We start from the raw sequence: 20,699 nt of genomic DNA, 5'->3' as shown, positions 1-20,699 counted from the left end.
AAGGGTCGGCGATTGACACCTTCAAACTTTGCGCGCTAGGATACGGCGGATTTCACAGATCGACTTCTTCTCTGCACAGCCGGCGGCGCGCGCGGCCGTGCTGCGGGGATCAAATTCAGCGCGCCGTTTGTAAGGGGGAGTTCGATATGGCCGACGCCCGGAGGATGGGCAAATCAGAACTGTTCGCGCACTTTGCCGAGCGGTTCGACATGAAGCGCGCCCAGGCGCGCGAGTTCTTCGACGAGATGATGGCGCTCGCGGAGAAAGAGCTCAAGCGTTCCGGCGAGTTCGTGCTGCCCGGGATGGTGAAGCTCGTCGTGCAGAAGCGCAAGGCGCGCATGGGCCGCAACCCCGCGACCGGCGAGCAGATCAAGATTCCCGCCAAGACCGTCGTCAAGGCGCGTATCGCGAAGCAGCTGAAAGACGCGGTCCTGCCGCGCAAGTAGCGTTCGGATCGAGAAGATCGCGCCGGAGGCGCCATGCCCTCCGGCGCGTCGCCTTATCCGGTTCCCGCGTCCGGTTCGAGCGGCAGTTCCACCGTGAAAATCGTTCCGCGTCCGGTCTCGCTGCGGACGCTGATCACTCCTCCCAACTGCTCGACCAGACGGCGCGAAATCGCCAGCCCCAGCCCCAGCCCACGGTTCTTCGTCGTGAAGAAATCCTCGAAGATCGTGTTCAGCCGCTCCGCCGGAATTCCCGTGCCGGTGTCGGACACGTGAATGCGCCCGCGCCCGTTCTCGCGCTCGCTGCTGACGACGATCGTGCCGCCGGGAGGAGTGGCCTGGATCGCGTTTTCAATCAGGTTGCGATAGACGCGTCCGAGCGCGTACTCGTTCGCCTGCGCCGGCAGCGGCTCGGGCGCGAGCTCCACCTCGAGCGTCAGGCCTGCCTCGCTGGCGGCCCCGCGCATGCCGTCGGCGACCGTACGGGCGTGGGCGTTCAAATCCATCGGCGTGCGCTCGAGCGGAATCGGCCGCGCGATGTTCTTGAGATCCTCGAGGACGTCCTTGACCGCCTGCGTCTCGCGCTCGACGGTCGTGCGGAACAGCGATCGGAACTCCATGTCGTCCCACGACATGAAGAGCAGCTTGCAGCCGTTGGCGATGTTCTGCACCGGGTGCGACAGATCGTGGACGAGGCCTGCGGCCACGCGCCCGAACGTCGCCTGCCGTTCCTGCCGCAGCAGCGACTCCTGCAGCTCGGCGAGGCGGTCGGCCATCGCGTTGAACGCGTCGCCGAGCTGCCTGAACTCGTCGCGGCCGCTGATCGAGACACGCGCGTTGAGCCGGCCGGCCGCGAGCGCCTCCGTGCCGCGCCTGAGCGCGAAGATGCGCCGGATGAACGAGCGGCTCCAGCCCGTGCCCACGATGATCGTGATCGCCAGCGCGGCGATGATGGCGCCGAGCAGCTGGCGCTCCACGCGGTGCGCGATCGCAAACGCCTCGTCGTGCGGCTGCTCGACGATGACCGCCCAGTCGTACGGACGGACCAGCGCGCCGGTGGCGAGCCTGGACCGGCCGTCCTCGTCCGTGTAGCTGGCCGACGCCGGGCGTCCCGCGCGCAGCGCCGCGGCGACCTCGTGCGCGGGCAGCAGCTCGCCGCGCGCGATGTGGCGCTTCTGGTTCGGATCGCCGTGCGCCACGAGGCGTCCGTCCGAGGACAGCAGCGCGGCGTAGCCGTGGTGGCCGACCCGGATGCGGTCCACCATGCGCCACAGCTCCTCGAGCCGCAGCTCGCCGACGATCCAGCCGCCAGGAGCGTCCGCGCTCGGCGGCATCGGCACGGCGATTGTCGTCGTCGGCAGGAGGTCCTCGTCGATGGCAATCGGCGCCACGCGGACGTCGCGGGCGCTGGCCGCCGCGGGCGGCTTCAGGCCGGGTGCGCCGATGCGGCTGGTGGCGATGACCGTCCCGTCCGGCGCGAAGAAGCTGATCTCGCGGAACTCGGGAAATTCGAGGACGAAGTTCTTGGCGACGCGGTCCTGCTGCCAGGGGTTGAGGCGCGTGCCGTTCAGCTCGGCGCCGATCGCGCGCAGGACCGCGATGCTGTTGGCGACATACGCGCTGATCTGCTCGGCCGCCCTCGTCGCCACGTTCAGGTTCCCCTCGATGACCGACTCGCGGGTGCCGTTGCGCAGCGAGTTGATGGACACCAGCGCGAACAGGACGAGCGGCACGACGGCCGCCGTCATGAGGAGGAGAATGAGCTTGGCGGTGATCCCGCGCATTTACCTGCCGGCGGGGCGCCAGAGGCGCAGGTTGCTGCCCATGATATCCGCGCCCTTCTCGACCGGAACCTCGAAGCGCCTGCTCACCGCGCGCGCCGCCTGCGGCCAGGCGATGAAGATCGCAGGCGGATCATCGGCCATCCGGCGGTACACATCCGCAATCGCGCGCTTGAGGTCCTCTTCAGTTTCCGCCAGGTGCATCGCGTCAAGCTCGCGGTCCGCGCCGGAGTAACCGTGACGGATCCAGGGCTCCGATCCACGCGAGGGCGAGCGCCAAAAGCCATACACCCAGCTCGGAGTTTGTGCGAGGAATTCAAATAAAGCGGTTTCGAAACGGCCGGTCGAGAGCCGCTCAAGAAACTCTTGCGGAGCGACGAGCTCCAGTTGCATGTCGATGCCACTATCGACGAACTGCTTCTGAAGCATGAGAGCCAATCGCTCGAAAGGTTGTGTTTCGAGATTCGCCGGGACAAGACAGCGAAACCGCAGTCGCGCAGCGGAGCCCGGTCGCAACGTGTCGAGTGGCGCTGGCGTGTCCGCGCTGTCCGGCAGCGAGAGGCGAAGCCCCTTGACCCTCCAATGTTCCGGTGACAATGGCCCGTCGGCGACTCGCCCACGACCTCGATACGCAAACCTGACAATCGATTCACGGTCGACAATACGATTAAGCGCTCGCCGTACCCGCTTGTCTGTCAAGTGCGGCGTCTTGACGTTGAAGAATAGTGTCGCGAGGTACGGCCGCAGAAACGGATAGACCCTTACTCGCGAGTCCCGTTCCAGGAACTCCACAGCTTCTCTGCCGACGTCGTATTGCGCGTCGATTTCTCCGCGCATCATCGCGGCCCATGTAGCGCGCTGCGACCGAAACGTCGTGAACCTGACAGCATCAATGCGGGGCCGCCCGCGATAGTAGTGGTCGAAGACGTGAGCCGTGAATCCGTCGTTGTTCACGGGACCGACGCGGAATGCACCAGCCGCCGCTCCCTCAGTTCCTTCGCCGAGATTCACTTGTGCCAAATCTTCGAGCAGCGACAGTCTTGCACTCCGGATGTGCAGAAGGAATCTTTGTGCGTCGACCGCAACAATGTCTTCGATTTCCTGGAAAGTCGGATGGAGACGCAGCTCATCCGGATCGCTGAGCGCCGCGCGAAGTAACGGGATCAGAGAAGCTGCTGTCCCGGGTCTGTCGTCGTGAAAGCGAATGCCAGGTGCAAGCGTGAAAAGCCACCCACGAGGGTCTAACGAGCGGACCCACGACTGGGCCATGCCAGGTCCAATCCGGCCGTTTGAGGAGACGGTGAGCAGCGACTCTGAACGGAGTGCTTCGGCGGCGGGAATGACGCCAATCCGAGCCGAACGCCCAGTGGGAATGGACAAGCCTATCCGCACCGTAACGGGTTGTTGCGCGCCGGCCGAAAGGACGTGGGCCAGCACGCAGCAGGCAAGTACAGCCACAAACGCGCCTGCGGATCGCGTCGACCGCAGCCGGGCGAAGGGTAGCTGCAAAAAGCGAGGCGGACGCGAGCCCAGTCGAAGAAAGGAAAACAAGGAAGGAGACTCTCTAAGAATGCTCCTTCCGCCTAGCGTGTGTAAAGCGGCAGGCGCCGACTACTTCCTCACTTCTTCTGGCACGTCAATCATGAACGGGCACGGCTGCGGCGCGGTCTTGCTGTTGCTCTTCTTGACGATGATGATCTTCGACATTGCGGCCTCCTGCTCCGGTTCGGGAGCGGTTGTTGAGTGCGCCCTCCCTCGAGGGCGCGGTTGGGGTACGGGTTAACTTGCCAGGGCTGGCGCCAGCACCGTGGATGCCGCTTCGCGCGCCATGGCGGCGACGCCCTCCTCGAAACTCTTCTTGTGACAGTTCGGCTTGTTGATGTCGCCGAACTCCGCGTGCGCCGCGACGGTGCACCCGCCGGCGCACACCGGGATGAACGCGCAGTCGCGGCACTCCTTCCACGCCGCGAGCCGCTCGAATGCCGATGAGGTCCGCGCGTGCGAGCCGTCCTGTCGGCCGTCGATGTGCCCCACCGACTGGCGGCGATCGCCGGTGAAGCCGGGGCACGCGTAGAGCGAACCATCGGGCCCGATGGTGTGCGACTCGTTGCGGTGGATGTCGCACGGCCCCATGTGCACGCCGTCCACCGTGCGGAACCCGTGGCGCTTCGTCTCTTCGCGCAGCCACGACGTCTTCTCGTCGAGCAGGTTGCAGCCGTCGCATCCCTTCGCGGCGCCGGTCCCGGCCACCGTCATGCAGGTGCCCCCGAGCGGCCTGCCCGCATCGCCCGGCCTGCCCGACGCGCCCACCGGCGTGAGCGGGATGAACCCCTTCGGCGCCCTGGCGCCTGTCGACGCCTGCCCCGGCCTTCCCGGAGCCTGCGCCGCGACACTCGGGGAGCGGACGATCGGTTTGAACGCCACCTTCGCGATGCGCCCGGCGAAGTCCTGCCCGCGCAGGAACTCGAGCAGCGCCGGATAGCTGTCCACCGACTCCTCGTCGAAGTTGCCGCCGATGGAGATCGAACAGAGGTCAGCCACCTCGCGCACGTTGCGGACGATGCGGTCGAACGTGCCCTGGCCGCCGCGGAGCGGGCGCAGGCGGTTGTGCGTGTCACGGTCGCCGTCGAGCGTGACCTTGATGCCGGTCAGGCCGTGGGGGAGCAACCGCTCGACGATCGCGCGCGTGAGCAGCAGGCCGTTGGTGATGAGGCTGATCGTCATCTCCACGCCGCGCGCGCGCGCGGCCGCGCTCGTCCGCTCCGCCAGGTCATAGGCCGCCGGCAGATTCAGCAGCGGCTCCCCGCCGAAAAACATCAGCGCGAATTTCCTCGGCCGCACGGCGTCCAGCCGCCGCTCGATCCAGCCGGCCACCTGCGCCGCCGTCTCGAGCGACATCGTCTCGGCAAACCGGTTCCAGTCGCCGTGATCTCCCTGGTAGCAGTAGCCGCACGCGAAATTGCACTGCAAGGTGGTGAGGACCGTGACCCGGAGCACGTCGGAGGACTCGCGCACCTCGCGAAAGTACGCCTCAACCGCCCGGAGTTCCCGCGCTCGATCCTCGACCACGAAGCCGTTCTCGGCCAGTTCGTGCAGCGCCTGCCGCTCGTCGAACGGCAGCGTCGCGACGTCCACCTCCCCGAGGCGATCGAGCAGGGCGGCGACCTCGCCCGGCACGATCGCCTGCGCATCCGAGAACGTGTTCATCAGGAACACGCCGGGGCCGTCGGACAGAGGCACCTGGACGTTGAACATCGATGGCTGCATAGCGTCGGGCTCTTCGAAGAGAGGAAAGCCAGGAAGCGAGAAGGCGCGGGGAGCGCGCGTTCACGTGCCGAAAAATTCTGCAACCGATGTTCCAGTAAGCCCGAAGGTGGAAAACGTCAGGAAAGACGGCAGATCCGGCGTGTCATGTACGGCGGAGGCAGGCAGCAGCCGCGCGCGCGCGCGGGCAACCGGTTGGCCGGTGGGTAAGAGATTGCCTTTGATCAGAGCTCAGAGCGGCGACAGCAGGGTGGAATCTCGAATCGGCGCGTGTGCCCGGTAGCAGTCACACGCCTCTCGCTCCAGTCGCTTCCGGTTGAGTATGACGACGCGCCCGTGCTGATACCAGATCACGCCCGCCAGCTTCAGCTCAGAAGCCGCGGCCGTGACGCCAGTACGATGGATTCCCAGCACGCGAGCAATGCCCACCTGCGTCAGCCTGAGCCGGTTGGAGCGCGTGTGATCGCACACGGCCAGAAGCCAGCGCGCCAGTCGTTCGGGCGCGGTGTGGAACCGCTGACAGACGACAGACTGGGAGATCTGCGCCATGACGTGCTGCGTGTGGGCCAGCAGCACGCTCTGAAGAGCGCCTCGTCGCGTGGAGGCAGCGCGCAGAGCGTCGGATCGGATCCGGTGCGCCCTTCCCGTCACCTCCGCGACAACCCGGCACGCCGGCTCCCGGCCAGAAAACGTCAGAGGCCATCCAATCGCGCCTTCGTTGCCGACAGCGGCGAGCCCGACGGCATCGCCGCCGGGCGTCACCGCGAGGATTGATGTGAGCCCGCTTGTCGGGAAATACGTGTAAGGCGACCCGTCGCCGGCGTCGCACAGGATCTGACCCGGCGAGAACTCCACGCAGTCCATCTTGGCCGCCAGCCGATCACGTTCCTCGCTCTGGAGCGTCGCCAGCAGCAGGTTTGCCGCGAAGGTCGGCACCGGCTTCGCGGACGTCTTGCTGCTCACCCCGGCCACGCTGTCGCGCGTGGCGCGCCTGTCCATGTTGTTCTCCTGGTTCGGCCGGTCAGTGACGGCCCCGTCGCGAACCCGCGGGCGAGGGCTCGCGGCGGGGCACACGAAACCCGTTGATGCGGACTGCGACTAGAAGTCGCGTGTCCAGAGAAGATCGCCGTCAGCGGTGTACATGTTCGTGAGGTACCAGGAATTGACAACACCCCAATCCAGTATGTCCATCGTGCCGCCGGTCACCCGGAGACGCCCCTGCCTGTCAATCGCCGCGGCAGCCGCCGTCCAGTCTCTCGTGCGATCGGGTCCCTGGACCTGGTGGTTCCAGAGTTGGCTCCCGCGGCTGTCGTAGGCGACCAGCGCGAAATGCCCGTTGAATCCACGGACCACCAGACCTGCGACATACGCCCGGCCGCGGGAATCCACGGCTATCGCCCTGGGCGCCGCGTATGACGTGCCCTCGAACACCGCAGCCCACGACTGCCGGCCGTTCCGGTCGTACGCAATCGTGTGAAAACCCTGATCCTCGCGCGCGCCGGACCCGCTCACGTACACATTTCCTCCCTCGTCGACGGCGATCGCCTGAGGCACGTAGTTCCCCGATGAAGCGCCGTGATACCGGGCGATCCAGCTCGTTGTGCCGCTCGCGCTGATCTTGACGGTCGCGTAATCCGCCTCGTCGCATCCGGCACGCGCGACATCGCCTTCATCGTCGAAGGAGTAAGGCGTAGAGCAGCTGGCCCCGGTCACGTAGAGGTTGCCCGCCCGGTCGGCCGCCAGGCCGGTCGCCCAGCTCGCGAAACCGGCACCGTTCTGATACCGCGCCGTCCACTGCAACGCGCCGGACGTGTCGTAGCTCAGCGCCTCGTACGCAAAGTCCGAGCAGTTTCCTCTCGCGGTGACTTGCGCGCAGGTCGTGGCGGCCACATACAGAGCACCGGCGCTGAACGTCATGCCGCTGACGCCCAGGACCCCCCGGTCGCCGGTATAGCGGGCCGCCCATAGCTGCTCGCCGCTTTCAACGTCGTACTTGACCGTTGCGATCGCGAGGCGCGGGGTGCCCTGGCCGCCGTAACTCTGTCCCGTGACGTAGACGCCTCCATGGTGGTCGAGAGCGATCGCGAGCGGCTCGTTCTTCTGGTCTCCGTCGATGAGATAGCGGGCCGCCCACTGGAGCGTCCCGTTCGCGTCGTACTTGATCGTCGCGTACGCCCGCCTCGGCTGATCGACGGATGAGCCGGCAGAATTGTTCCCGGCGAGCCACACGGTTCCGGTCACGTAGACATTCCCGGCACGGTCGGTCGCGAGCGCCCGGGCGTGATCGAAGCACCCGAACGCGTCCTGATGCGATCGGGACCACACCTCGTCACCGTCCGGGGAATATTTGATCGTCACAAATGCGGAACCACGCGAGGCGCCCGATGCCTCGTCGTTCAATCTCTTGCCGCCCGTCACGTACGTGTAGCCGCGGTTGTCCACGCCGACGGCGGTCGCGAAGGTGATATTCATGCCGTGGTCCATGCAGGGCGTTGGCTCGCCGGCGGGCGGCGGTGTGAGCTGCGCGCGGGCCGCCCGTGCCGGGCACACCAGCATCGCCGCGGCCAGCAGGATCGCGCCGGCGCGGCCGAACGTGTCTCTTGATTCGCTCATCAGAATTCTCCAGTTGATTTCGTTGGGGGCGCAGGCTTCGCCTGTCACCGATCCATCGGGTGGGGTGCTGCAACTGTTCCCGGGTGAGACGCTGGCCTACCCGCAGGTGACCGAGCGCACGACATCCCGCGCGTCGAGCGTCAGGTTCAACCGCGAGCCGAGATATTCCATCGTGACGGGCTGATCGGGGCGGAGGAATCGCGCCGCTGCCGCACCAGCGGCCACACGCGCGCGCTCCAGCAGTTCATCGCTTGCCGGCTGGGCGACCGCCCATTGCGCCTTCCTGTCATCACAACCGCCCGTGGCGGGCGGATCCGCGGGATTGGGGGACGGAGGCGATGGAATCGGCCCGGACTGTGAGGCCTCTTGCTGTGAGGGTCCTCCTTCAGTCAGCGGGGAGGGGGACGACGGTGTCGCTTCGCGACACGCGCCCGTCAAATAACTTGCGGCGAGCACACTAGCCAGTAAGACCGTACGGCAATGCATCTAGCACTCCACGAAAACAGGTGGGCAGCTGGCATTGGCCGAATCTAGCACGGATCACGAGCGCGTTCGTTGAACTGTCGGCTAGTGGACACTCGCGGGAGGATGAGGATCTCCGGAACGCGAGCGAGACTAGCCCCCGCGGATCTTCCGGGCCAGCTCGCGAATCTCGAGCTTGCCCATCTTGAACTTCAACGTGCTCAGAGGCAGGCCGAGGTACTTGGCCGTGGCGGTCACGTTCCAATCGTTCCGCTCGAGCGCGCGGATGATGTAGTTGCGCTCGAAGGTATCGCACGCTTCCTGGAACAACGTGATGTTCGCCGCCCGCTTGTTGGTGTCCAGCTTGGCGAAGTGATACTCCAGCGGCAGGTCGTCGTCGGTGATCCAGTCCTTGTCGGACACGGCGACGAGCCGCTCGATCAGATTCTGGAGCTCGCGCACGTTCCCCGGCCACCAGTACGTGGAGAGCACGCGCAGCGTTGACTCGGCGATCCCCTCGACCGGCCGGTGGTACTTCGCCTTGAAGTGCTCGAAGAAAAACCGCGCGAGCACCGGCACATCCTCGAGCCGCTCGCGCAGCGGCGGGATCTTCATGGGGATCACGTTGATGCGGAAAAAGAGGTCCTCGCGGAACCGCCCGTCCTTGACGGCCTTCTGCAAATCCGTGTTGGTGGCGACAATCAGCCGGAAATCGGTGCGGATCGGCTTCGCGCCTCCCACGCGCTCGATCTCTTCCTCCTGGATGGCGCGCAGCAGCTTGGCTTGCAGGTCGAGCCTGAGGTCGCCAATCTCGTCGAGAAACAGGGTGCCGCCCGCGGCAAGCTCGAATTTTCCGAGTTGCTGCCGCGCCGCGCCCGTGAACGCCCCCCTCTCGTGGCCGAAGAGCGTGCTCTCCACCAGCTCGGAGGGGATCGCCGCCAGGTTCACGGGGATGAACGGCCCTTCCGATCGCTCCGACTCTCGGTGCAGCAGCCGCGCGATCAGCTCCTTGCCCGTGCCGCTCTCGCCGAGCACCAGCACCGTCGCCGAGAGCTTCGCCACCTTGTGCACCAGGTCGACGATGTCCTTCATCGGCTGGCTGTTGCCGACCACGAAGTCCAGCTCGGTCTGGTCTGCCACCTGCGCGCTCAGCGCGAGGACCTGGCGGTTCAGCTCCTGCCGCTCGCAGGCGTGCCGGACCAGCGAGCGAAGTCCCTCGGGGCTGAAGTCCTCGGTGATGTAGTGGAACGCGCCTCCCTTGATGGCCTGGACGATCACGTCCACGTCGCGGATCGCCGAGATCATCAGCACTTCGGTGAGGTTGAAGTTCTCGCGGATGATCCGCAGCAGCTCCAGCCCGCTGATGCCCCCCAGGTCCACGTCCACCAGCGCCACGTCCACCTGCTCGTGCTGCATCAGCGGCAGCGCGGCCTCGCCGCTCACGGCATGGGTGGACCGGAAATCCGGCCGCAGCGCGACGGCGATCCGGTTCCGCATCGACTCGTCGCGCGCAACGATGAGGACATTCCTGGGGCGGGGGGTCACGGGGGAATTCTACACAAGGCACAAGGCACGACGCACAAGGCACGAGGCACAAGGCAAAAACTCGGTCCTTTGACCCTCGTGCCTCGTGCCTGGCGCCTCGTGCCCCGTCCTTGAGCCTCGTGCCTCGGACTGATAACGTAGGGGGTTCATGTTGCTGTGGTTCATCGCAGCAGGGGGCGCGGTCGCAGGGGGCGTCGCGCTCGTCATCCTCGCGCTCTGGGCGCGCAGCCTGCGCCGGCGGATCGAGCATCTCAACCAGGCGTACTGGGAGCTGCGCTACCAGTACACGCAGCTCCGGGCCGACCTGGCGCGGCAGGACCTGCAGAAGGAAAAGACCGCGCCGCAACCCGAGGCGCGCGCCGACGTCAGCTTCGTCCCGCTGTCGTCGTTGAAGAAATAGTTCCAGCGAGGCACATCTTGGCGAACGAATACGACGTGATCATCATTGGAGCGGGCACCGGCGGCTACGTGGCCGCCATCCGTGCCGCCCAGCTCGGGCTCAAGACCGCCGTCGTCGAGCGGCAGCCATCGCTCGGCGGCACGTGCCTGAACTGGGGCTGCATCCCCACCAAGGCGCTGCTGGAGCACGCCCACGCGCTGAAAGTCGCGCAGGACTGGAAGGAGTGGGGCCTCACGCTCGGCCAGGCGGCCGTCGGCGTGGACATGAACCAGGTCCAGGCCCGCAAGGACAAGATCGTGAAGGGACTCACCAAGGGGATCGAGTTCCTGTTCAAGAAGAACACGATCGACTGGATCAAGGGCACGGGGCAGCTCACCGGCAAGGGGGGCGTCGAGGTCGTCGACGGCGACAAACAGTCGCTTCGCGCGAAGAAGGAAATCATCGTGGCGACCGGATCGGCGCCGCGGAGCGTCCCCGGCGTCGGGATCGATCGCAAGCGGATCATCACGAGCGACGAGGCCGTTGGCCTGCGGCAGGTGCCCAGGTCGATGGCCATCCTGGGCAGCGGTGCCGTGGGCGTCGAGTTCGCATCGATCTTCCGCCGCTTCGGCAGCGACGTCACGCTCATCGAGCTGCTCCCGCGCATCGTGCCGATCGAGGACGAAGCGATCTCCGCCGAGCTCGAGAAATCGTTCAGGAAGCAGGGGATCAAGGTGCTGACCGGCACGAAGGTCACCAAGGCCGCGCCGGGCGCCGCCGGTGTCGACCTGGAGGCGCAGACGCCTGACGGGAAGACTCAGAAGATCAGCGTCGAGTACCTTCTCGTGGCCACCGGGCGTGGGCCGGTCACCGACAAGCTGGGCGCCGCCGAGGCCGGGCTGCAGCTCGAGCGCGGGTACGTGAAGGTGGACGGGCAGTACCGCACCGGCGTTGCCGGGGTCTCCGCCATCGGCGACGTGATCACGTTCGCCAAGCCGGGCCACCCGCAGCTCGCGCACGTGTCGTCGGCCGAGGGGATCAACGTCGCCGAGCGAATTGCCGGCGGCGAGCAGGCCGTGCGCGCGATCAATTACGACCAGGTTCCCGGCTGCACGTACTGCGATCCCGAGATCGGCAGCGTGGGTCTCACCGAGGCCGAAGCGAAGAGGCGCGGCTACGACGTCCGGGTGGGGACGTTCCCGTTCTTCGTGCTGGGCCGCGCGAAGATCGCGGGGGAGACGGAAGGATTCGTGAAGATCGTCGCCGAGAGGAAGTACGACGAGATTCTCGGCGTGCATATGATCGGGCCGCGCGCCACCGAGCTGGTCGCGGAGGCCACGATGGCGCTTCGGCTCGAGTGCACGGTGGAGGAGCTGATTCGCACGATCCACGCGCATCCGACGATGGCCGAAGCGGTGGGCGAAGCCGCGCACGCGACGCACGGCGCGGCGATACATATGTGATCAGAGGCAGGGGCCAGGGGAAACGGTGGATACGGCGACGAGCGAACGGTCGGTGACGGCGCTGTCCCGCGAGCAGTTGCTCGAGATGTACGGCTTCGTACGCCTGACGCGGGACGTGGAGGAGCGGCTCACGATCCTCTTCCGGCAGAGCAAAGTCATCGGCGGCCTCTATCGCAGCCTCGGACAGGAAGGGGAGTCGGTCGCCGCGGCGTACGCGCTCGAGGCGACCGATGCGGTGCTGCCGCTCATCCGCAACCTCGGCGCCCTCATCACGATGGGCGTGCGCCCGCGCGACATCTTCGCCCAGTACATGGCCAAGGGCCCTTCGCCGAGCCGCGGCCGCGACTTGAACATCCATTTCACGCATCTCCCGCATCCTGGCGCGAAGGAGCCGGTGCTCGTCGGGCCGATCAGCATGCTGGGCACGTCGATTCCCGTCGCCGCCGGGATCGCGCTGGCGGCGAAGATGCGCGGCGAGCGCCGGGTGTCGCTCGTGTTCATCGGCGATGGCGCCATGAGCACGGGCACGTTCCACGAAGGCATGAACTTCGCCGCCGTGCAGAAGCTGCCGATGGTCGTGATCGCCGAGGACAACAAGTACGCCTACTCGACGCCGACATCGAAGCAATTCGCCGTACCGTCGATCGACCAGCGCGCCGCCTCGTACGGCGTGCCTCACGAGATGGTGGACGGCAACGACATGCCTGCCGTGTACGCGGCGGTGAAGGACGCGGTGGATCGCGCTCGCGCCGGCCGGGGGCCGGCGCTGATCGGCGTGGACACGATGCGGATGAGCGGGCACGCGCAGCACGACGACATGCGCTACGTCCCGAAGGCGCTGCTGGACGAGTGGGCGAAGAAGGATCCCGTTACGCGCTTCCGCGCGCGGCTCGTCGAGCAGGGGATTGCCACCGGGGCTGCGCTCGACGGGATCGACCGCCGGATGAAGCGATACGCCGCCGACGAGGCGGACCTCGCCGAGCAGATGCCGATGCCGGACCCCGCGGAAGTCGCGGCCGGAGTGTACCACGGCGATCACTCCGCCCCCAGAGTGGAGATCGTGCGCCAGTGGCGGTCGTGACATACCTCGAAGCGATCCGGCAGGCGCTCTTCGAGGAGATGGCGCGTGACGAGCGTGTGTTCGTGCTCGGCGAGGACGTCGGCGCGTACGGCGGCGCGTTCAAGGTGACCGAGGGACTGCAGGAGCAGTTCGGCGAGCATCGCGTGATCGACACGCCCATCGCGGAAGCCGCGATCGTCGGCTCGGCCATCGGCGCGGCCTACATGGGCATGAGACCGGTGGCGGAGCTGCAGTTCATCGACTTCATCAGCGCGTGCTTCGACATGCTGACGAACTTCGCCGCGAAAAGCCGCTACCGGACCGGCGCCGGGGTGCCCATCGTCGTCCGCGGGCCGATTGGCGGCGGCGTCGGCGGCGGCCCGTTTCACTCGTTGAACCCCGAAGCGTTCTTCCTGAACACACCGGGGATCAAGATGGTCGAGCCGGCGACGCCCGCAGACGCGAAGGGACTGCTCAAGGCGGCAATCAGGGACGAAGACCCTGTCCTGTTCTTCGAGCACAAGTTCCTTTACCGGCGCCTGAAGGAAGACGTGCCGGAAGGGGACGCCGCCATCGTGCCGATTGGCAGGGCGGCCGTCAGACGCGAAGGCAGCGACGCGACGATCGTGACCTTCGGCGCGATGGTGCAGACCGCGCTCGAAGCGGCGAAACAGCTGGAGCACGAGGGCGTCGGCGTCGAGATCGTCGATCTCCGAACGCTTGCACCGATCGACCGCGAGACCGTGCTGGCATCCGTGGCGAAGACCAGCCGCGTGTTGCTCCTGCACGAGGCGACGCTGACCGGCGGGATCGGCGGCGAGCTGGCGGCGATCGTCGCCGAGGAAGGTTTCGAGTACCTCGACGCGCCGATCGCGCGGCTCGGCTCGGTCGACGCCCCGGTGCCCTACGCGCCGCCGCTCGAGGCAGCGTTCCTGCCGAGCGCCGCGAAGGTTGTGGAGCGGGTCAAGGCCTTGGTGAAATACTAGTTCGGAAGCGTACCTGGTACCTGGCCTCTGGAGAACACATGGCAAGCGACGTCCTCATGCCCCAGATGGGCGAGTCCATCGCCGAGGGCACCATCGTCCGGTGGATCAAGAAAGTCGGCGACACCGTTGACCGCGACGAGCCGCTGTTCGAGATCTCGACCGACAAGGTGGATGCGGAGATCCCCTCGCCGGCGGCGGGCGTGCTCCTCGAGATCAATGTGAAGGAAGGGGAGACGGTTGCCGTCAACTCGGTCGTGGCCAAGATCGGCGCTGCCGGGGAAAAGGCTTCGCCGGCGCCGGCCGCGGCGACACCGCCGCCTGCGGGCGGCACGGCGGCCACCGAGCCGGCGCGCGCGGCCGCCGCGGCGGCCACAGGCACGCCCGCCCCGTCGAACGGCGGCGGCGCGTTGACGAAGGAAGAGCTGCGCCGTCAGAAATCCTCGCCGCTGGTCCGCCGCATTGCCGCCGAACACAACATCGACATCCGGTCGCTCTCGGGCACGGGCATCAGCGGCCGCGTCACGAAGAAAGACATCCTCGGCTACATCGAATCAGGCGCCCGTCCCTCGCCCGCGCCCGGCGCGCCGCCGCGACCCGCTCCTTCGCCCGCCACGCCTGCGTTCGGTCCCGGCGAGCGCGTCGAGATCGTGCCGATGTCCGTCATGCGGAAGAAGATTGCCGAGCACATGGTGCTCAGCGCGCACACCTCGCCGCATGTGTACTCGGTCTATGAGGTGGACTTCCATCGCATCTCGAAGCTGCGGGCGGCCAGAAAGGGGGAATACGAGCGCCTCGGCGCAAATCTCACCTTTACCGCGTTCATCGCGAAAGCCGCGATCGACGCGCTGCGGCAGCATCCGATCGTCAATTCTTCGGTGGACGGCGACAACATCGTCTACAAGAAAGACATCAACCTGGGGATCGCCGTCGCGCTGGACGCGGGCCTGATCGTGCCGGTCATCAGGGATGCCGACGAGCGGAACCTGCTCGGCCTCGCGCGCGCGATCAACGACCTCTCGTCGCGAGCGCGGTCCAAGCAGCTGAAGCCGGACGAGGTGCAGGGCGGAACCTTTACGATTACGAACCCGGGCATCTTCGGCGCGGTGTACGGGCTGCCGCTCATCAACCAGCCGCAGGCGGCCATCCTTGGCGTCGGCTCGATCGAAAAACGCGCGGTCGTGGTCGACGATGCGATCGCCATCCGGCCGACGTGTCACCTGACGCTCGGCTACGACCACCGTATCATCGACGGCGCCGACGCCGGGCGCTTCCTGGCGTACTTGAAGGAGCGGCTGGAGAATTTCGACGAAGGGTGGATATAGGGTTCAGGACATGCGTAAGGTCCAGGTTCGCCGCCTCGGCCGCATCGGCTACGCCGACGCGCTCGAGCTGCAGCAGCGGCTCGTCGAGGAACGCCGGCGCGGCGAGATCGAGGACCAGTTGCTCCTGCTCGAGCATCCGCCGGTCATTACTCTCGGCGTGAAGGTGCGGAACGACCGCAGCCACGTGCTCGCCTCGCCTGAGCGTCTCGCGACGCTTGGCGTCGAGCTGCACGAGACGGGGCGCGGAGGCGACGTCACCTATCACGGTCCCGGACAGGTCGTCGGCTATCCGATTGTCGATCTCAGGCCTGACCGCTGCGACGTCCACGCTTACGTGCGTGACCTCGAGGAAGTGATGATCCGCGCGGCTCGCACGTTCGGCGTTGAAGCCACGCGCGTGGCGGGCCTGACCGGAATCTGGGTCGGCAACGAGAAACTGGCGGCCATCGGTGTGCGCATCTCCCGATGGGTCACCAGCCACGGCTTTGCCTTCAACGTGAATACCGACCTCTCGCACTTCGCCCTCATCGTCCCCTGCGGCATCAACGACCGTGGCGTGACGTCGCTGGCGAAGCTCCTTGGCCGGGCCGTGCCAATGGCTGAGGTTGAAGACGCCCTGGAAGTGGCGGCGCGAGAAGTATTTGAAGGATAAGGGGGACAGTCACACTTTCCCCGCCTCGTGCGGAAAGTGTGACTGTCCCCCTTTTCGGGAATATTTCAGCCCCAGCGGTGTTCTAGCCCAACACGGGGGCTTTCATGCGGGATCAGACGGCCGAGCGCGAATTAATCGAACGTATCCAGGCTGGTGACCAGGCGGCGGTGTCGTCGCTAGTGCAGGTTTACGGCCCCCGGATCCACCAGCTGGCCCTGCGTTATGTCAAGAACTGGGAGGACGCCGAGGAGGTCGCGCAGGACGTGCTCCTGAAGGTCTCGCGCAAGATCAGCGCATTCCGGGGGGATTCCGCGCTGTCGTCCTGGATCTACCGCATCACGTTCAACACGGCGATGTCGCGGTTGCGCGCGCAGCGCACCAGGCAGAAGGCGGATGCCGCCGCCGCGGCTGAAGCCGAGTCCGCGGCCGTCACACCCCACTCGCCCGACGAGATTCCCACGCGCGAGCCCGTCGACTGGTCCTCGATGGCCGACGACGACCTGCTCCGGGTGGAGATGAGAGCCAAGCTTGTCGAGGGCCTGAAGAAACTGCCCGAGGTGTATCGCGTTCCGGTCCTGCTTCGCGACATCCAGGGTCTCTCGACGGAGGAAGCGGCGGCGGTGCTCCGCGTCAAGTCGCAGACTCTGAAGTCGCGGCTCCATCGCGGACGTCTGATTCTGCGCCAGCATCTTTCGGATTTCGCAGGCGGTCTGGCGCTGCACCGGCACTGACGTGGCGCGGAAGTGGGACAGTCACACTTCCGGGGTCTTTCGGCACGGAAGTGTGACTGTCCCACTTCCGCCTACACCGCACCGTTTTCGAACTTTACGCGCTCCTGCACCGACAAAGCCGGTTCTACGATCCTGACCACGCCCTGCGGCCCGAGCCTGACGGGCAGCGCGGCGACCACGCCGCGCATCTTCATCTCACCATCGAGCGCGACGAGCGTCGTCAGTTCCCGGCGGGCGCCGCGCAGGATCGCCCCGACGGCTTGCGCCGCCGTCGATCCAAGCGCGTAGGGGGCGGGCGGCCACAGGCGGGGGAGCCGCGCATCGACTGCCGCGAGCTGCGCGGCTGACAGCCTCGCCGTCAGCGCTTCGCCGCCGACCGTCGCCTGCGACCAGCACGGCACGAAGCCGGAGGGCGGCGCCCCGACGACCATCAAGCCGATGTCAGTTCCCGCGCCGTCGAGCGCGGGCGCGACAAGCGCGCGCGCCGCGGACTCGAACGCCGCGGCGGCAGTGCCAATAATTCGTCTCCGATCGATCCTGAGTTCGCGCACCGCGCGGGCGATGAGTGTCGCCTGCGCTGCGCCCGCGCAGACGATGACGCCGCGATCGACGGCGGCGATGCTCCAAATCCTGCGCAGCAGCGCCAGCCCATCGTCTCCCTGCCACTCCTTCGATGGCGGGCCGAACGCGTCGGCGATGACGATCGCATCCGCGCCCGCGGCCGCCCTCACGTCGCCGGAGGCGGTGATCTGCGTCGTGTAGCCGTTCGAGAACGCCGCCTGCGCGATGTCGAGCGCCTTGCCGCTGGCGGCCTGTGCGGCCGCATCGATCAGGCGTATTTCGCGGGCCGCGCCGAGTGCGGCGATGGCCTGGCAGGTGATCCCGCCCAGGTCGCCGGCGCCGATGATCGCAACGAAAGACATGTGATCGGGGACCGCCAAACGTGGCAGCGTGCGCTATTCTAGTGGCCATGAACGCAGTGCCACAACTGGATGGACGCGTGGCCATCGTGACCGGCGGCTCGCGCGGCATCGGGTTTTCCATCGCGCGCGCATTCGTGCAGCGCGGCATGAAGGTGACGATCACGGGTCGGAACGCGGATTCGCTGGCCAACGCGGCGCGGGCGCTGGGCGCCGGCGACCGAGTGCTGACCTTCGCGGCGGATGTCGCCGAGCTCGACGAGGTGCAGCAGCTCGTGCAGCGCACGGTCGATCGCTGGGGCGGGCTGGACGTGCTCGTCAACAACGCGGGGATTGGCGGCTTCGCGCCGGTAGCCGAGATGACGCCGCAGATGTGGCACGCGGTGATCGACACGAACCTGACCGGCGTGTACTACTGCTCGCATGCCGTTATCCCGCACCTGCGCAATCGCGGCGGCGGCTGGATCGTGAACATCAGCAGTCTCGCGGGCAAGAACGCGTTCACGGGCGGGGCGGCGTACTGCGCGTCGAAGGCCGCGCTCAACGCGTTCAGCGAAGTGCTGATGCAGGAGGTCCGCTACGACGGCATCCGCGTCAGCTGCATCATGCCGGGATCGGTCGACACCGACTTTGCCGGCCTGCCCAGGCGCGAGGGGGATTCCATGCCCCAGTCCTCGTGGAAGATCGCGCCCGAGGATGTGGCCGACGTCGTCGTCGATCTGCTGGAAAGTCCCGCGCGCACGCTCGCGAGCCGCATCGAGATGCGGCCGTCGCAGCCGCGCAAGTAGAGGGTCGTGTCCGAGCTGAAGCCGGAACAGAAGGTCGACCACTACGTCATCCTCGAGCGCCTTGGCGCCGGGGGGCTCGGCGACGTGTACCGTGCGCGCGATACGCGCGAGGGGCGCACGGTGGCTCTGAAGGTGCTGCCGGACGACTTCGCGCGCCGCGAGGCGCTGGCGGAGGCGGCGCACGTCGCTGCCGCGCTGTCGCATCCGGCGATCGCGATGTTGTTCGAGGCCGGCGAGGAGGCCGCGGAAACCGGTCGCCTGTATCTCGCGTACGAATTCGTGGCCGGTGAAACGCTCCGCCAGGCGCTGGCCGGAGGGCCGATGCACCCGCGACGGGCCGTGCCGATCGCCATCCAGGTGGCCGACGCGCTCGCCGATGCGCACGCCGCGACCATCCTGCATCGCGATATCAAGCCCGACAACATCATGGTGACCTCGAAAGGGGCCGCCAAGGTGCTGGACTTCGGCCTGGCGCCGTTCACGGGCGGTGCGGCCGCTCGAGAGGCCGTCGCGGCCGGCGCGACGATCGCTCCGGCGCACGTGGCGAGCACGGTCGCGTACATGTCGCCCGAGCAGGTGCTCGCGCAGCCGGTCGACTCGCGCACGGACATCTTCTCGCTCGGCGTGGTGCTGTACGAGATGCTCACCGGCCGCAGCCCCTTCGCGGGGGCGACCGCGGACGCCACGCTGATGAATCTGCTCAAGGCGCAGCCCGAACTGCCCAGCAAGCTGAACCCCCAGGTGCCGCCCGAGCTGGACGCCGTGGTGATGCGCATGCTCGCGCGCGACATGCAGGCCCGATACGCGAGCGCCGCGGCCGTGTCCGCCGATCTCCGCGCCGCGTTCGGCGAGCGGACCGAGCACATCCTGGAAGCGGACCGCGAGGAGACCGCCGCGCCGATCCTTGCGGTGCCGCCGGGCAGCCGGCGCCGGGCGGCTCTCTTGATCCTGCTCGTGCTTGCGGCTGCCGCCGCGGCGGCGTATCCAAATCGCGATGCCATTCGAGGCTGGGTGCGGCACCGGTTCGGGCCGCCGCCCGCCCCCGTGATCGCCGTCATTCCGCTCAGAGAGGATGGCCAGTCGAGCACATACTTCGCCGACGGGCTCAGCGACGACGTGATGATGCGGCTTGGGCAGACGCCGGGCGTGACCGTGGTGGGACGAGCGGCCGCGCGCACGTTCCGCGGGCGCGATCCGGCCGACGTCGGGCGCCAGGCGGGCGCCACCGTCGTTCTCACCGGCGAGATCCATCGAGTCAATGGGGATCTCAAGATCGATCTGCAGCTCGTCGATTCGTCCGACGGCGCGCGCATCTGGACGCAGCAGTTCACCAATCCTCCCAACAGCGTCGTCGCGGCGCAGGCGGTGATCGCCGAAGAGGTGGCGAAGGCGTTGAAGGTGAGCACGCCGGCGAGCGCCGTCCGCGAGCGAACGCTGGCCAGGTCGGTGGCGCCGGATGCGTACGACACCTACGCGCGCGCGCGCGACGCGGTGGCTGCGCGGCAGCTCGACAGGGCAATCGCGCTCTTCGAGCAGGCGGCGAAGCAGGATGAGGGATTGGCGGAGGCCTACGCGGGCCTCGCCGTCGCACTGTATCGCCGCGCCGCCGCCGCAGGCGCCGGGGCGGTGGCGACGGCCCAGGAACGAATCCGTGAAGCGGCGACGAGGGCCCTCTCGATCGAGCCGGATCTGGCGATGGCGGAATTCGCCAGCGGTCTCGCCGCGCCGACGTTGCGCGAGTCGCTGCGCCACCTCGTGCGGGCCGCCGCCCTTGATCCCTCGTACGCCGCATCGTACCGCGCGATCGCCGAGTTGATCGCGCCCGTGGACTCGGTGCGCGCGGCCGCTCTCACCCTGCGCGCCCGCCGGCTCGATCCGCAGGCGCCCGCGGACCGGATGTACGACACCGCTGCCGCGATCGAGCTGCGCAGCGGCATCGAAGCGAGCCGCGCGAATGTGAAACAGATTGTGGACGCCGAACTCCGCGCGCTACCGCAGTAGCGGCGCGAGCACGTGCATGTCGATGTTGGACCCGGACACGACGGCGACGATCGGTCCGCGATCGAGCGACACGGCCCGCGCAGCGATCCCCGCGACCCCCACCGCCCCCCTCCTTCCGCAATCACGTGTTCCTCCCGCGCGAGACCAGGCCGATGCCGCTCGCGAGCCCGCCGCCGCTTCGGCGGCGTCGTAGTCGCGTTCGCGCCGGAGCGTGGCGCCGTGCGCCTGGATCGCGTCGGTCTTTGCCCGTACGATTTCCGTAAAAAGGGGTCGGGAGCCTTTTTCCACC

At 67.3% G+C, this 20,699-nt stretch carries 19 protein-coding genes; 10 read left to right on the top strand and 9 right to left on the bottom strand.

Annotated features, from left to right (window positions below):
- Positions 1–146: 146 nt before the first annotated feature.
- Positions 147–446, top strand: coding sequence for an HU family DNA-binding protein (locus HYU53_15035; GenBank protein ID MBI2222509.1), 300 nt, complete (start codon positions 147–149; stop codon positions 444–446).
- Between the two features lie 53 nt (positions 447–499).
- Here the strand turns inward: HYU53_15035 and HYU53_15030 are convergent, their stop codons facing one another.
- From HYU53_15030 to HYU53_15000, 7 genes are all read right to left on the bottom strand, one after another.
- A complete protein-coding gene (locus HYU53_15030; protein MBI2222508.1) occupies positions 500–2,227 on the bottom strand; it encodes a sensor histidine kinase in 1,728 nt (575 codons plus the stop codon).
- A complete protein-coding gene (locus HYU53_15025; protein ID MBI2222507.1) occupies positions 2,228–3,661 on the bottom strand; it encodes an ABC transporter substrate-binding protein in 1,434 nt (477 codons plus the stop codon).
- 342 nt (positions 3,662–4,003) lie between these two features.
- Positions 4,004–5,491, bottom strand: a complete 1,488-nt coding sequence (locus HYU53_15020) for a radical SAM protein (protein MBI2222506.1) — start codon at positions 5,489–5,491, stop codon at positions 4,004–4,006.
- Positions 5,492–5,719: 228 nt separating this feature from the next.
- Positions 5,720–6,487 (bottom strand): Crp/Fnr family transcriptional regulator, encoded by a 768-nt coding sequence (locus HYU53_15015; protein ID MBI2222505.1) that lies wholly within the window; start codon positions 6,485–6,487, stop codon positions 5,720–5,722.
- 99 nt (positions 6,488–6,586) lie between these two features.
- Positions 6,587–8,101 (bottom strand): SBBP repeat-containing protein, encoded by a 1,515-nt coding sequence (locus HYU53_15010; protein ID MBI2222504.1) that lies wholly within the window; start codon positions 8,099–8,101, stop codon positions 6,587–6,589.
- A gap of 96 nt (positions 8,102–8,197) precedes the next feature.
- Positions 8,198–8,587 carry a proteinase inhibitor I78 gene (locus tag HYU53_15005; GenBank protein MBI2222503.1) on the bottom strand — a complete coding sequence of 130 codons (390 nt, stop codon included), beginning with the start codon at positions 8,585–8,587 and terminating at the stop codon, positions 8,198–8,200.
- A gap of 129 nt (positions 8,588–8,716) precedes the next feature.
- Complete coding sequence (locus tag HYU53_15000) at positions 8,717–10,108, bottom strand: sigma-54-dependent Fis family transcriptional regulator (GenBank protein ID MBI2222502.1); 1,392 nt, start codon at positions 10,106–10,108, stop codon at positions 8,717–8,719.
- 148 nt (positions 10,109–10,256) lie between these two features.
- Here HYU53_15000 and HYU53_14995 point away from each other — a divergent pair, with 148 nt between their 5' ends.
- From HYU53_14995 to HYU53_14965, 7 genes are all read left to right on the top strand, one after another.
- A complete protein-coding gene (locus tag HYU53_14995) occupies positions 10,257–10,508 on the top strand; it encodes a hypothetical protein (GenBank protein MBI2222501.1) in 252 nt (83 codons plus the stop codon).
- Positions 10,509–10,525: 17 nt separating this feature from the next.
- Positions 10,526–11,950 (top strand): dihydrolipoyl dehydrogenase, encoded by a 1,425-nt coding sequence (gene lpdA / locus HYU53_14990; GenBank protein ID MBI2222500.1) that lies wholly within the window; start codon positions 10,526–10,528, stop codon positions 11,948–11,950.
- A gap of 85 nt (positions 11,951–12,035) precedes the next feature.
- The gene (locus HYU53_14985; GenBank protein ID MBI2222499.1) at positions 12,036–13,031 is read left to right on the top strand and encodes a thiamine pyrophosphate-dependent dehydrogenase E1 component subunit alpha; all 996 of its coding nucleotides are present in this window, start codon (positions 12,036–12,038) and stop codon (positions 13,029–13,031) included.
- Positions 13,019–13,996 carry an alpha-ketoacid dehydrogenase subunit beta gene (locus HYU53_14980; protein ID MBI2222498.1) on the top strand — a complete coding sequence of 326 codons (978 nt, stop codon included), beginning with the start codon at positions 13,019–13,021 and terminating at the stop codon, positions 13,994–13,996. Before HYU53_14985 ends, HYU53_14980 begins: the two co-directional genes overlap by 13 nt.
- A gap of 38 nt (positions 13,997–14,034) precedes the next feature.
- A complete protein-coding gene (locus HYU53_14975) occupies positions 14,035–15,318 on the top strand; it encodes a 2-oxo acid dehydrogenase subunit E2 (protein ID MBI2222497.1) in 1,284 nt (427 codons plus the stop codon).
- 10 nt (positions 15,319–15,328) lie between these two features.
- Positions 15,329–15,970, top strand: a complete 642-nt coding sequence (gene lipB, locus HYU53_14970; protein MBI2222496.1) for a lipoyl(octanoyl) transferase LipB — start codon at positions 15,329–15,331, stop codon at positions 15,968–15,970.
- A gap of 104 nt (positions 15,971–16,074) precedes the next feature.
- A complete protein-coding gene (locus HYU53_14965; protein ID MBI2222495.1) occupies positions 16,075–16,701 on the top strand; it encodes a sigma-70 family RNA polymerase sigma factor in 627 nt (208 codons plus the stop codon).
- A gap of 71 nt (positions 16,702–16,772) precedes the next feature.
- Here the strand turns inward: HYU53_14965 and HYU53_14960 are convergent, their stop codons facing one another.
- Positions 16,773–17,624, bottom strand: a complete 852-nt coding sequence (locus HYU53_14960; protein ID MBI2222494.1) for a hypothetical protein — start codon at positions 17,622–17,624, stop codon at positions 16,773–16,775.
- Between the two features lie 47 nt (positions 17,625–17,671).
- Between HYU53_14960 and HYU53_14955 the strand changes: the two genes are divergently transcribed.
- Both HYU53_14955 and HYU53_14950 read left to right on the top strand, forming a co-directional pair.
- The gene (locus tag HYU53_14955; GenBank protein ID MBI2222493.1) at positions 17,672–18,409 is read left to right on the top strand and encodes an SDR family oxidoreductase; all 738 of its coding nucleotides are present in this window, start codon (positions 17,672–17,674) and stop codon (positions 18,407–18,409) included.
- Positions 18,410–18,415: 6 nt separating this feature from the next.
- Positions 18,416–20,410 carry a protein kinase gene (locus HYU53_14950; protein MBI2222492.1) on the top strand — a complete coding sequence of 665 codons (1,995 nt, stop codon included), beginning with the start codon at positions 18,416–18,418 and terminating at the stop codon, positions 20,408–20,410.
- On the opposite strand, the gene HYU53_14945 is transcribed toward HYU53_14950, so the two are convergent.
- Entirely contained in the window at positions 20,399–20,698 is a 300-nt protein-coding gene (locus HYU53_14945) for a hypothetical protein (GenBank protein MBI2222491.1), read from the bottom strand. The two genes, HYU53_14950 and HYU53_14945, sit on opposite strands and share 12 nt — an antisense overlap.
- Position 20,699: the final 1 nt, after the last annotated feature.

It is taken from the genome of Acidobacteriota bacterium (genome assembly GCA_016184105.1).
Lineage (GTDB): Bacteria > Acidobacteriota > Vicinamibacteria > Vicinamibacterales > 2-12-FULL-66-21 > JACPDI01.
This window is presented reverse-complemented; position numbering and strand designations above follow the sequence as displayed.